This window comes from Micromonospora sp. NPDC049275, from assembly GCF_043197115.1.
In the GTDB taxonomy this organism is placed as follows: Bacteria; Actinomycetota; Actinomycetes; order Mycobacteriales; family Micromonosporaceae; genus Micromonospora.
This window is the reverse complement of the sequence record NZ_JBICSN010000011.1, coordinates 41,267-54,501: the sequence shown is the minus strand read 5'-3', so window position 1 is coordinate 54,501 and position 13,235 is coordinate 41,267. Positions and strand designations below refer to the sequence as shown.

The 13,235-nt window shown below is 69.2% G+C and carries 10 protein-coding genes; 9 read left to right on the top strand and 1 reads right to left on the bottom strand.

The genetic code is table 11. From position 1 onward, the window contains the following. The first annotated feature begins 4 nt into the window (after nucleotides 1–4). From ACGFIE_RS25820 to iolB, 7 genes are all read left to right on the top strand, one after another. Nucleotides 5–2,008, top strand: a complete 2,004-nt coding sequence (locus ACGFIE_RS25820) for a DUF2264 domain-containing protein (protein WP_393299102.1) — start codon at nucleotides 5–7, stop codon at nucleotides 2,006–2,008. Nucleotides 2,009–2,049: 41 nt separating this feature from the next. Next, nucleotides 2,050–3,354: an ABC transporter substrate-binding protein gene (locus ACGFIE_RS25815; protein ID WP_393299099.1), complete on the top strand. Its 1,305-nt coding sequence runs from the start codon at nucleotides 2,050–2,052 to the stop codon at nucleotides 3,352–3,354. Between the two features lie 116 nt (nucleotides 3,355–3,470). Beyond that, complete coding sequence (locus ACGFIE_RS25810; RefSeq protein WP_393299096.1) at nucleotides 3,471–4,334, top strand: carbohydrate ABC transporter permease; 864 nt, start codon at nucleotides 3,471–3,473, stop codon at nucleotides 4,332–4,334. Then, nucleotides 4,334–5,230: a carbohydrate ABC transporter permease gene (locus ACGFIE_RS25805; RefSeq protein WP_393299093.1), complete on the top strand. Its 897-nt coding sequence runs from the start codon at nucleotides 4,334–4,336 to the stop codon at nucleotides 5,228–5,230. Before ACGFIE_RS25810 ends, ACGFIE_RS25805 begins: the two co-directional genes overlap by 1 nt. 5 nt (nucleotides 5,231–5,235) lie before the next feature. Next, nucleotides 5,236–5,913, top strand: a complete 678-nt coding sequence (locus tag ACGFIE_RS25800) for a hypothetical protein (protein WP_393299090.1) — start codon at nucleotides 5,236–5,238, stop codon at nucleotides 5,911–5,913. Between the two features lie 84 nt (nucleotides 5,914–5,997). Further along, nucleotides 5,998–7,182, top strand: a complete 1,185-nt coding sequence (locus ACGFIE_RS25795; protein WP_393299087.1) for a glycoside hydrolase family 88 protein — start codon at nucleotides 5,998–6,000, stop codon at nucleotides 7,180–7,182. 46 nt (nucleotides 7,183–7,228) lie between these two features. After that, a complete protein-coding gene (iolB, locus tag ACGFIE_RS25790; RefSeq protein WP_393299428.1) occupies nucleotides 7,229–8,053 on the top strand; it encodes a 5-deoxy-glucuronate isomerase in 825 nt (274 codons plus the stop codon). A 107-nt stretch (nucleotides 8,054–8,160) separates the two neighbouring features. Here the strand turns inward: iolB and ACGFIE_RS25785 are convergent, their stop codons facing one another. Further along, nucleotides 8,161–9,474 (bottom strand): ricin-type beta-trefoil lectin domain protein, encoded by a 1,314-nt coding sequence (locus tag ACGFIE_RS25785; protein ID WP_393299425.1) that lies wholly within the window; start codon nucleotides 9,472–9,474, stop codon nucleotides 8,161–8,163. Between the two features lie 636 nt (nucleotides 9,475–10,110). On the opposite strand from ACGFIE_RS25785, the gene ACGFIE_RS25780 reads away from it, so the two are divergent. Together ACGFIE_RS25780 and ACGFIE_RS25775 are read left to right on the top strand one after the other, a co-directional pair. Then, complete coding sequence (locus ACGFIE_RS25780) at nucleotides 10,111–11,550, top strand: glycoside hydrolase family 43 protein (RefSeq protein ID WP_393299084.1); 1,440 nt, start codon at nucleotides 10,111–10,113, stop codon at nucleotides 11,548–11,550. 35 nt (nucleotides 11,551–11,585) lie between these two features. Further along, the gene (locus ACGFIE_RS25775; RefSeq protein WP_393299081.1) at nucleotides 11,586–13,106 is read left to right on the top strand and encodes an RICIN domain-containing protein; all 1,521 of its coding nucleotides are present in this window, start codon (nucleotides 11,586–11,588) and stop codon (nucleotides 13,104–13,106) included. Nucleotides 13,107–13,235: the final 129 nt, after the last annotated feature.

Sequence of the window (13,235 nt, the reverse complement as noted above, 5' to 3'; positions counted from 1 at the left end):
TGGGATGACGTCCGGGACGACCGGCCGGTTGGCATTGGGAACGGCCGCGGATGCCGCTACCGCCGTGACCTGGGGCCGGGCTGACTGGTTGGCCCTCGCCGACCGGATGCTCGCCGCCACCCGACCGTTCGCGTCACCCGGCCACGCTCTGGTCACCCTTCCCGGCCGCGAGGGTGGCTACGGACGGGCCGTCGACGGCCTGGAGGGCTTCGCCCGCACCTTCCTCCTGGCCGCTTTCCGCATCACCGGCGCCCGGGGAGTGGGCGTGGACGAGCTCCCGGACCGGTACGCGGCCGGCATCACCGCCGGCACCGACCCGCGCTCTCCGGACCGGTGGGTACGCCTGGACGAGCACCCCCAGGCGAAGGTGGAGGCCGCCTCCATCGCGCTGGCCCTGGACCTGACCCGTCCGTGGATCTGGGATCGGCTGCCGTCCGCCGTGCAGGAACGGGTCGTCGACTACCTGCGCCCGGCGGTCGGTGACGACACGTATCCACGGATCAACTGGGTCTGGTTCCGGCTGGTCGTCCAGACGTTCCTGCGGTCGGTGGGCGGGCCGCACTCGCTCGACGAGATGGCCGAGGACCTGCACACGCACGACGGCTTCGCCCGCGGGGGTGGCTGGATGTCCGACGGGCCGGAGCGCGCCTACGACCACTATGTGGGCTGGGCCCTGCACCTGTACCCGACGCTGTGGGCCCGCATGGCCGGCGCTGCCGACCTGGCCGAGCAGCGCCGCGATCGGGACCGGGCCAGCCTCGACCGCTTCCTGGGTGACGCGGTCGCGCTCGTGGGCGCCGACGGATCACCGTTGATCCAGGGACGGAGCCTGATCTACCGCTTCGCCGCGGCAGCGCCGTTCTGGGTCGGCGCGATCGCCGGCGTGCCCTCGGTCAGCCTGGGCCGGTTGCGCGGCGCGGCCACCCGCATCGTGCGCCACTTCGCCGCCAACGGCGCCCCGGACGAACGCGGCCTGCTCACCGTCGGTTGGCACCGGCCGTGGCCGCGACTGGCGCAGTCGTACTCCGGGCCGGGCTCGCCGTACTGGGCCAGCAAGGGCCTGCTCGGCATCGCGCTGCCCGCGGATCATCCGGTGTGGACGACGCCCGAGGAGCCGCTGCCGGTCGAGGAGCGCGACGAGGTGCGGGCGATACACGCACCCGGTTGGCTGGTCTCCGGCACCCGTAGCGACGGGATCGTCCGCGTCGTCAACCACGGCACCGACCACGCGGTCGAGGGTGCCACCGTCGGAGATTCCCCGCTCTACGCTCGGCTGGGCTACTCCACCGCCACCAGCCCCGTCCTCGACGACGGCGGTTGGCTCAGTCCTCTCGACCAGTCCGTCACCCTCGTCGACGACGCGGGCCGGGTCACGCACCGCGCCGGCATGCGCCTGCTGACCGTGCACGTCGACACCGACGGCGTGGGTGTGGCCGGATCACGTGCCCTCGCCCACTGGGTCGACCCGGATCCGGGTCAGCGCGATCACGGCGGCGGCCGCCTGGGCCGGTCCCGACCGGCCGGGCACCTCACCGTGTACTCGCTGGTCCGCGGCCCCTGGGAGCTGCGTCTGACCCGCGTCGACGGCCTCGCCGAGGGCATCGAGGCGGATGCGCTGCGACTGCGGATCGGCGGCTGGGCCATCGCCGGGGAGGCGACGGCAACTGTTCGCGGCAGCGTGGCGGCCGTGACCGGCACCGGTCTGACCAGTCGGATCGAGAGCGTGCACGGCGGCGGAACCGCCGACGCCACCACCGTTCCGAACGGCGGCCCTCTGGCCGGCGGGCTGGTCGTGCCCTGGCTGGATCACCCCGTCCGGCCGGGCGCATGGGCCGCCACCCTCATCGAGCTGTCCACGGCCCCGACGACCACTGTCGGGCAGGCATGCCGGGCCGTGATCGACGAGGACGCCCGCGGTCTCCACGTGGCGGTCGACTGGCCCGACGGGATCAGCACATCGACCCGTCCGGACACGAAGCACTCCAGGCCCAGCCAGGCGACCTGGTAGCAGTGCGGGCCCATCTGGGCCCCTGACCTAAGGAGAAAGGGATGAAGCGCACGATACCGGCCGTCATCAGCGCCGCGATGGCCCTGACACTTGTTCTCACCGGCTGCGGGGGCGACGACGAGCCAGTCGACCCCAACGCCCCGGTGACGATCACCCTGGCCGGCTGGAGCCTGTCGTCCACGCCCGAGTTCAAGACGCTCGCCGACGGCTTCAAGGCGTCCCACCCGAACGTGACGGTGGAGCTCAAGGAGTACGCCCCCGGCAACGACTACGACACCCAGATGATCACGGACCTGGCCGCCGGCACCGCCCCGGACGTCTACGTCATGAAGAACCTCAAGAACTTCTACACGTACCAGAGCGGGAGTCAGCTGCTCGACGTCTCCGACGTCACCTCCGGTCTCGGCTCGAGCCCTGCGCTCGCGTCGTACCAGGTGGACGGCAAGGCGTACGCGGTGCCGTACCGGCAGGACTCCTGGGTGCTCTACTACAACAAGGACCTGTTCGCCAAGGCGAAGGTGGCGCTGCCGGACGGCAGTTGGACCTGGGACGACTACACCGACGCGGCGAAGCGGCTCACCACCGGCCTGAAGGGGGCCGGCTCGAAGGCGACCGGTGCCTACCAGCACACCTTCCAGTCGACAGTGCAGGGATTCGCGCTCGCCCAGACCCCCAACGCGGACCTGCTCTCCGGCGACTTCGGCTTCATGAAGCCGTACTACGAGCGGTCACTGGACCTGCAGGCGGCCGGCGCGCAGCCGACCTTCGGCACCGCGAAGACCAACAAGCTGACCTACCAGGCGCAGTTCGGCAAGCAGCAGTCGGCCATGCTGCTGATGGGCACCTGGTACATGGCCACGCTGCTCAACCAGCGCAAGAGCGGTGACGCCGACACGTTCCAGTGGGGAATCGCGCCGGCGCCGCAGTTCGACAAGTCCACCACCGGCACCTCCGCCACGCCCGTCACCTTCGGTGACCCGACCGGCCTGGGGATCAACCCGAAGATCAGCAAGTCCAAGGCCGCCGCGGCCAAGGACTTCCTCAGGTACGCGGCCGGCCCGGAAGCCGGCAAGGCACTGGCCGGGATCGGCATCACCCCGGCCCAGGTCACCGACGCCGTCACCGCGAGCCTGTTCGGGCTGGACGGCGTACCGCAGGACGACCTGTCGAAGTTCGCCTACACCAAGCACACCATCAAGCCGGAGAACCCGGTGTCGAAGCACACCGCCGGCCTGCAGAACCTCCTCAACGAGACGCATTCGGCGATCCTCTCCGACAACAAGGGCGTCGACGCGGAGCTGAGCAAGGCGCAGACCCGCGCCAAGAACGAAGTTCTCAACCAGTGAGCTGATGGCGGGACCGGCGCGCCTGCGCCGTACGCCGGTCCCGCCGCCAGGCCGAACGCTTCCGGAGACTCCCTATGGCAACATTGCCGCGCACGAGACCCAGGAACCGGCGGCTGGTGTCGCGCAACACGGTCGCCGGCTGGTCGTTCATCCTGCCCAACTTCCTCGGCTTCGCCGTGCTCACCCTGCTACCCGTCGTGGTGCTGTTCTACGTGGCCTTCACCAACTGGAACGTCTTCGGGGTGGCCGAGTGGACCGGCACGGCCAACTTCCGGCGGATGTGGGACGACGCGAGCTTCTGGACCGCACTGCGCAACACCGTCTACTACGCCGCCTTCCACATCCCACTGACCCTCGCGGCAGCACTCGGGCTGGCGCTGCTGCTCAACCGCAAACTCCGTGGTGTGCGGTTCTTCCGCACCGTCGCCTTCTTCCCCTACATCACGTCGATCGTGGCGATCGCGGTCGTCTGGAACCAGCTGTTCAGCCCGGAGTACGGCCCGATCAACGCTCTCCTCGGCGCCGTCGGGGTGGACGATCCGCCGGGCTGGACCGCGTCGGCGACCTGGTCGATGCCGGCGGTCATCATCGTCGGCACGTGGCGGTACATGGGCTACTACATGCTGCTGTTCCTGGCCGGCCTGCAGACCATCCCGACCCAGCTCTACGAGGCGGCCGAGACCGACGGCGCCTCACCGTGGCAGCGGTTCGTGCACGTGACCCTGCCCGGGTTACGAACCACGACCTTCTTCGTCACCGTGCTGCTCACCATCGAAAGTTTCAAGGTCTTCGACCTCATCCTCGTGATGACCGGCGGCGGACCGGGGCAGTCGACACTGGTGCTCTCGCAGTACATCTACCAGAAGGGCTTCGAGGAGAACCAGTTCGGCTACGCCTCGGCGGTCTCCATCGTCCTGTTCGCCATCTGTTTCGGCATCACGGTCATCCAGTTCTGGGTCAACAAGCGGAGGAACAGCTGATGACCGCGACCGACCTCTCCACGTCCGTCCCGGCCATCGCCGCGCCCGGCAACCACGCAACGTCCGCCCGACGTGGCAGGTCTCGGGGCTGGCGGCTCGTCGGGTACGTCGCTCTCGTGCTCGCGGCGGCCGGGCTGCTGCTGCCGTTCTTCTGGATGGTGGTGACGTCGTTGAAGACCAACAACGACGTCTTCACCATCCCGATCACCTGGCTCCCCGATCCCGTGGTGTGGCGCAACTACCTCGACATCTGGCAACGCTCGGACATGACGACGTGGCTGCGGAACACCCTGCTGCTGGCGGTGACCGTCACCTTCCTGCAGGTGCTCACCGGCAGCTTCGCCGCCTACGGCTTCGCCCGCGTCCGCTTCCCCGGCCGCAACCTGCTCTTCCTGGCATACGTCGGGACGATAGCGGTGCCCTGGCAGTCGTACATGATCCCGCAGTTCATCCTCATGTCGAAGCTGCACCTGTCGAACACCCTGTGGTCGATCGTGGCGATACAGACGTTCGGCGCGATCGGCGTGTTCCTGATGAAGCAGTTCTACGAGACGATTCCCGAGGAACTCAGCGAAGCGGCGCGGGTGGACGGGCTCAGCGAGTTCGGCATCTACCGACGGATCATCCTGCCGCTGTCCCGGCCGGCGCTCGCCAGCCTGGCCCTGCTGACGTTCACGACCACCTGGAACGACTACCTCGGCCCACTGATCTATCTGCGTAGTCCGGAGCTGCGCACCATCCAGTTGGGGCTGAATACCTTCATCTCCCAGTACAACGCCGAGTACGCGCTGATCATGACGGGCTCGGTGCTGTCCGTGCTGCCCGTCGCCGTCATCTTCCTGCTCGGCCAGCGCTACTTCGTCGAGGGCGTCGCCTCGACCGGACTGAAGGGCTGAGGTCCATGCGTTCGCGCCACACCATCGTCACCGCCGTCTTCGACGGGTTCTACGTCGCGCTCGTCACCAACCTGTTGCTGGTGCTCGGTTGCCTGCCACTGGTGACGCTCGCGTTCACGACCGAGGCGGCGCGCTCCTGGCCCCTGTACGCGCTGACCGCCCCACTCTGCGCGCCAGGGCTCTGTGCGGTCTTCGCGGTCATGTCGGCCTACTCGGCCGGCGACACCGGCGGTGTGCTGCGCACCTACGGCCGTGCCTGGCGAGCCACTGCCCGGCCGGCGATGCTCTGGACGGCGGTAGCCATGGTTGCCGTGGTGGTGCTCGCCGTCGACGCCCGTGCCGCGTGGGGCCACCGGGTGGGAGCACTCGCCCTGCCGGTGCTGGCGACCCTGCTGGTCCTCACCGTCGCGACCGCGCTGCTCGGGTTGGTGACAGTCGCCGAGCGACCCACCGCGCCGCTGCGCGAGGTGGCCCGCGCCTGCGTGTATTTGGCGGTGCGCCGGTGGTACCTCACCGCCGCGTCCCTGCTCGTGCTCGCGCTGCTCGCCCAGATTCTGGCGGCCCGCCCCGCGATCGCGCTCGGCCTCGCCGCCGCGCCACTGCTCTACGTCGTCTGGGCCAACAGCCGCTTCACCCTGCGCGCCGCCCTCGACCCACCGACGGCAGCACCACAGCGCGCCTGACCACCATGTTCCGGCCATCCAGCCGGGACGCCCATGACACACCTGCCCGGCATCGGACCGGACCCACGAGGGAGAACAGCATCCATGACGGCGACCGACGTCCGTCCCAGCTCCGACGCAGAGGCCACGGCGGCCGCGGTGGCCGCCGCGATACGCACCGTCGACGCGAACATCGCCACCTTCGGCGACCGGTACCCCGCGGACACCACCGCCGCCAACCGCTACCCGCTCCGGCCCCCGAGCGCTGGCCAACCCGAGGGCGCCAACGTCGGTTGGACCACCAGCTTCTGGCCCGGCCAGCTCTGGCTGGCACACGACCTGAGCGGTGACGACCGCCACCTGCGGGCGGCGCTGTGCCACGTGGACAGCTTCGCGGAGCGCGTGCACCGCGGCATCGACCTGGACACCCACGACCTCGGTTTCCTCTACACCCTCTCCTGCGTCACAGCGGCCCGCCGCACCGGCGACAGCCGGGCCCGGAACGCTGCTCTCGCCGCCGCCGACCACCTGATGACGCGCGTCCTCGAACCCGCCGGGATCATCCAGGCCTGGGGTGACCTGAACGACAGCCGTCAACGCGGCCGCACGATCATCGACAGCCTCATGAACACGCCGCTGCTCTTCTGGGCCAGCCAGACCACCGGCGACGACCGTTACGCCGCCGCGGCCCGCCGGCACACCGCTCAACTGCGCCAGCACATCCTGCGCCCGGACGGCACCACCTTCCACACCTTCTACTGGGACACGGACAGCGGCGCGCCACTGCGCGGGGAGACCGAGCAGGGCCACGCCGACCACTCCTGCTGGGCCCGCGGGCAGGCCTGGGGCATCTACGGCTTCAGCCTCAACCACCGGCACATCGGCGACCCCGCACTGCTCACCGCCGCGCGGACCTGCGCGGACCGCTTCCTGGCCAGCCTGCCCGACGACCACGTCGCGTACTGGGATCTGGAGTTCGGCGACGGCAGCGGCCAGGAGCGGGACAGCTCGGCCGCGGCCATCGCCGTCTGTGGCCTTGTCGAACTGGCCGACAACCTCGCCGACCCGGCCAGCGCCGGCCGGTACCGGACGGCCGCCGCGGCGATCCTGCGCTCGCTCATCGACCACTACTCCACAGGCGGCCATCCGGTCTCGAACGCGCTGATCCTGCACGGCGTCTACGACAAACCCAAGGATGTCGGCGTCGACGAGGGAACCCTGTGGGGCGACTACTTCTACCTGGAAGCCCTCACCCGCGCCACGATCCCCGGCTGGACCAGCCCCTGGTGACCGCCAGGACCGATCCGCACCGCCCCGCATCCTGAGAAAGGTGACCATGGACTACCGCTACCACTGCTCGATTCCCGCCGCCGACGGCCGGAACGCGCTGCCCTTCAATCCCTGCCGGCTGCTGGACTTCACCCTGCTGCGGCTGTCGGCGGGTGAGTCCTGGACCGGCGAGTCCGGTGACCGGGAGATCCTGGCCGTCATCCTCGGTGGCACCGCCAGCTTCACCGTCGCCGGCCACCACTTCCCGGAGGTCGGCGGTCGTCCGGACGTGTTCTCCGGCAAGCCGCACTCCGTCTACCTCCCGGCCGGCTCCTCGATCACCGTCGAGGCCGTCACCGACGTGGAGATCGCCCTCCCCAGCGCCCCCAGCGAACTGGCCACCGACCCCTATGTCATCGCGCCGGAGCAGGTCGCCACCGGCCGTTGGGGAGCGGCCAACTTCGGTCGCACCTATCACCAGATCCTCACCGAGATCGCGCAACCGGACCTGCCCGCCCGCCGGCTCATCGTCGGCGAGACGTACACGCCCTCGGGTAACTGGAGCACCTACCCACCACACCGGCACAAGGTCGACGACCTGCCCGCCGAGGCGGCGCACGAGGAGATGTACTACTACCGCGTCAACCCGGGGAACGGGTTCGGCATCAGCCGGGTCTACACCGACGAGGGGTACGAGGAGAACGTCACCATCCGCGACCACGTGATGCAGATGATGCCCGAGGGGTACCACACAGTGGTCAGCGCGCCCGGCTACACCACGTACTTCCTGTGGTTCCTGGCCGGCACACAACGCACCCAGGGCGCCCGCGAGGACGCCGACCTCGCCTGGGTGGGTCAGACCGTGCCGACCCTGCGCAGCGTGGGGCTGTAGCGATGCCTGCCCCGTTCGGCCGCCCGCACCGCCGGACGGCGACGCGCCGCCCGGGACAGGACCCGGGCGGCGCGTCTCCGGCAGGCTCAGCGTTGCCGGATGCGGCACTAGGCGCGCGTGCTCCACTGCTGGTTGGCGCTGCCCTGGCAGGCCCAGAGGTGCAGTTGCGTTCCGTTGGCCGTGCCGGAGTTGACGGCGTCGAGGCAGAGCCCCGACTGGACTCCGGTGATGGTGCCGTTGGAGTTGAGGTTCCACTGCTGGTTGGGTTGGCCGTTGCAGTCCCAGATGATGACCGCCGTGCCGTTGCTGCTGCCCGCCCCGCTGGCGTCCAGGCACTTGTTGCCGTAGACGGTCAGGGTGCGGCCGGCGGTGTGGGTCCAGCGCTGGTTGGTGCGGCCGTGACAGTCCCACAGCGCCGGGCGGGCCCCGTTGGTGGTGCTGGAACCGGGGACGTCGATGCAGCGGCCGGACTGGTTACCCGCGATCAGCACGTTCTGCTGGCCGGACGGCGGGGGAGTGCTGGGCGGGGGAGTGCTGGGCGGGGGGCTGGTGGGCGGCACTGTCGACCCGAACTGGCTGAAGAACCTCCACACCTCCTGCTTGACCCAGCTCCGCGCGCCGCTCTCACAGCCGGCACACCCGTCCACCGGGCCCTGCTGGTGGCCACCGTCGAAGGCGGCCCAGAGCACCGGATAGCCGGCCCGACACGAGTAGGCGGTGGTGATGTGGGTCAGGCTGCCCGCCCTCGGTTCCGGCGGGTTCTGCGCGGCGCAACCGTTGTTCCGGACGAACCTGTCGCGCAACGCCCGGCCGTTCGGGATGTTGTCGTTGACGCCGTGAATCCCCAGGTACGCCACCGGCTGGGTGCCACCGCTGCAACCGCTGATCGCTCCCGGGGCGGCGATCGCCGCGACCGCACGGAACACGGTGGGCCGGGAACACGCCAACGAGTAGCTCATCGCGCCGCCGTAGCTGAACCCGACCGAGAAGAGTTGCGTCGTGTCGACGCAGAGCGCGTTCTCGATGACGCGGACCATGTCGTCGGTGAAGGTCACGTCCTCACCGTTGGAGTTGCCCCAGCCGTTACCGATGCCCTGCGGGGCGACGAAGATCGTGGTGTTGTTCGACTGGGAGAGCATGCCGTAGTAGGCCCACGGTGCTCCGTCGCTGCCGCCCGACGCGACCTGCTCGGCGGTGCCCCCCAACCAGTGGAACCCGAAGGCCAGCCGGTGGGCGTAGGTGTTGTTGTAGCTGTCGGGCAGCCGAAGGATGAAGCTGCGGTTCTTTCCGCTGCTCTGGATCGTGTGGGTGCCGCTGCTCAGACCGGGCGCCTTGCCGCAGCCGGCGGTGGTGGCGGCGGATGCCGATCCGCCGGCCATGAGGACGTACGCCCCGACGGCGACGAGAACCATGACGGCCATGGCGGCCCCTATCCAGGGGCTGGAGAGTTTGCGAAGTGGCACAGCTGCGACTCCTTGTGGTGGTGGTGGTGGACGAACATCGGTGGTTGGTTGTTGCTGCTGGCGTTCGGGATCACCGGCCAGCGATGGCGCCGACGGCGGTCCTTCGCGGACCGTCGCGGGCACTGCCGACGCCGCGGCGTCCGGTTCTGGTCGCCGGGCCGCCAGCCGGCGGTGAGCCACGCCACAAATAGACTAGCATCGTCGTGTGACGTATGACGTCATCAGTCGCCGTGGAGCAGATTCCCGAACCGGATCCGGCCGTCGGGATGCCCCCTTCGGCCAACCCGAACGAGCGTCTTCGATGCCTTGACACTCTAGATGGGATCGCTAACACTTGTCGGCAACACGTACTTAATGATCTGGACACATGGCGTCTGCCTCGCCGGGGACCCCGGTGTGGCACGTCATTCGCCACCCACGGCGGCGTAGCCCGAGAACACACCGCCCCAGAGCTGTTAACGCTCACACGTGAAGTCGATCCGAGAGTGTCGGCGCCCGCGACACCCGGCGAAGGTCCGAGGCGACGCAGGCATCCGCCCCGTCGTCGGGCCCTCCCAGCTGAGTCGTCTGCCCCTCCGCGAAGGAGAAGGACCGATGTCGAGAGTCCTCGCCCGGCTCTACGCGGTGTCGCTCGCCGCGTGCCTGCTGTTCACCACCTGGTCGGTGGCGACACCGAAGGAAGCAGCCGCACTCGACCCGACCGTCGGCTACCTGATGGCGCATTTCACCGGCGAGTCCTCGACCGGCCAACAGATCTACCTCGCCCACAGCACCGACGGCCTGCGGTGGACGGACCTCAACAACGGCGGGCTCGTGCTGCGTTCCACAGTCGGCACCCGCGGCGTCCGCGACCCCGCCCTGGTCCGCTCGCCCGCCGGTGACAGGTACTGGATCATCGCCACGGACCTGTGCATCGGCTGCGGCCAGGACTGGTCGGCCGCCATCAACAACGGCAGCCGCAACCTCGTCGTGTGGGAGTCCACCGACCTGGTCAACTGGTCGGTGCCGTGGCTGCTGAACGTCGCCGGCGCGATCCCGGACGGACGCAACGCCTGGGCCCCGGAGGCGATCTGGAACCCGGCGACCGGCGACTACGTCCTCTACTGGGCGACGAACGTTCCGCTCAACGGGGCGACCAAGCACCGCATCTACTACGCCCGCACGGCGGACTTCCGCAGCGTCAGCGCGCCGCAGGTCTACCTCAACCGTCCTGGCAGCCAGGAGATCATCGACACCCAGATCGTCGAGGTGCCGGCCGGCGTCGGCGCCTACCGCTACGTCCGCGCCTCCCGGGACGGCCAGATCACCATCGAGGGCAGCAACTCCATCCTCGGCACCTGGACCAACCTCGGAAACCTGTCCGGCATCGGGCTGACCGGCTCCGAGGTCGAGGGGCCGATGTGGATGAAGTTCAACTCCCGTAACGAGTGGGTCCTCTATCTGGACCAGTACTCCAGCGGGCGCGGCTACCTGCCGGTCCTGACCACCGACCCGTCGAGCGCGGCCAGCTACCGGTTGCCGGCGTCCGGCTCGTACGCCATGGGTGGCACCAGGAAGCGACACGGCTCGATCCTCAACCTGACCGCCGCCGAACAGAGCCGTGTGCTCGCTCGCTGGCCCGTCACGGCAATCAACCGGATCCAGTCGTACAACTTCCAGGACCGGTACGTGCGGCACCACGACTACGACGTCCGCATCGACCCGAACGTCAGCCCCGCCCAGGACGGCCAGTGGCGGCTGGTGCCCGGCCTGGCCGGCTCCGGCACGGTCTCCATCCAGTCGGTCAACTACCCGGGCTACTACCTGCGCCACTACGGGTTCGACTTCCGGCTGGAAGCCGACGACGGCACCGCCACCTTCGCCGCCGACACCACCTTCCGGCAGGTCCCCGGCCTGGCCAACTCCTCCTGGACATCGTTCCAGTCGTACAGCCACCCGGATCGCTACATCCGGCACTACAGCTACCTGCTCCGGCTCGACCCGGTCAGCGACACGACTAGCCGCGCCGACGCCACCTTCCGCCTGACCACCTGACCACCGACTGCCACCCCACACCGATTGGACCTGTCATGAAACGGAAAAGGCTGTCCCACGGACACGTGTCGCCGAGCACCCCGCCGCTGCGCCGGCTCCTGATCGCTCTGGTGAGCGCGGTGACCGCGCTGGTCGGCATCGTCGTCGTCACAACGCAGCCGGCCACTGCCGCCACCAGCCAGTTCCGCGGCATGAACTGGGCCATGCTGGGTGACAACTTCAAGACCAGCCCGCTCGTCGTGCAGGGCCTGAGCATGTCCGACAGCAACGCGACCGTACGGGCCAAGGCCAACGCACTCTACGACGACATGGCCTCCACCATGGGGGTCAACACCGTCCGGCTGCCCATCAACACCCACACGGTGGGTACCGCCTGGTGGGAGGCGTACCGAGGTGCCATCGACGCCGCCACCGCCCGCGGGTTCAAAGTCATCCTCGCCTACTGGGAGGACGCCGCCGCCTCCGGCGGCAGAATCACGAACCTGGCCGCGTGGAACACGATGTGGTCCACGGTGACCAACACGTACGGCTCGAACCCCAACGTCTACTTCGAGCCGATGAACGAGCCGCACGGCTACAGCTCGACGGAATGGCGCAACGTCGCCGCGAACTGGCTCAGCTACCACACCTCGGCGGTGCCCGGCCGGGTGCTGATCGGCGGCACCGGCTTCAGCCAGGACCTGCGCGACATCTGCAACGACAGCCGCTTCAACTCGACGCTGCTGTCCTTCCACTACTACGCCTTCTTCTACGGCGCGATGACCTACGACGGCTTCCGCAGCCACATCCGGGAACGCCTCGGCAACTGCGCCTCCCGCGCGGTCGCGACCGAGTTCGGCGGCCCCATGAACGACGGTCGCAACTACGCCGACGCGGGTAGCACCGACAACTTCGTGCGCTACATCCGCGCCATGGCCCAGGTCATGCGGGACAACCAGATGGGCGGCACCTACTGGCCCGCCCTCGGCGGCAAGACCGGCACCATCGGCTACGACTGGTACTCGATGTTCGCCCTCAGCGGCAGCGGCACCGACCTCAACCTGACCGTCCGCAACACCTCCGGTGCCGACCGGATCCGGTACGCCTGGGGCGACACCATCGGCGGCGGCGACCCGACGACGCCTCCGCCCACGACGGGAACGTTCTACCGGATCAACGTGCGGCACAGCGGCAAGGCCATGGACGTCCAGTCACCGAACACCGACAACGGCGCCCGCGTCGGCCAGTACACCTACGGCGGCAACGCATGGCAGCAGTGGCAGTTCCAGGACGCCGGCAGCGGCTACTGGCGCATCATCAGCCGGAACAGCGGAAAGTGCCTCGACGTGGTGAGTGCGTCGACAGCCGACGGCGCCGAGCTCGTCCAGTACACCTGCGGCAGCGGCACCAACCAGCAGTTCCAGATGGTCACCAACGGCAGCTACTTCCAGCTCCGCGCCCGGCACAGCAACAAGTGCGTGGACGTGCCGGCGGCCTCGACCGCGGACGGCGTGGTCCTCAAGCAGTACACCTGCAACACCGGCGCCAACCAGCAGTGGTCGCGCACGGCGGTCTGACGGTCTTCTCGACGTGACGACCGATCCACGGTGAGCCACACCCCCGGTACCGAGCTGGTGACCGGCACCGGGGGTGTGCGCCGTACCGACGCCGGAGGTGTCGGCCTCGCAACGGCTGGGCCCGGCGAT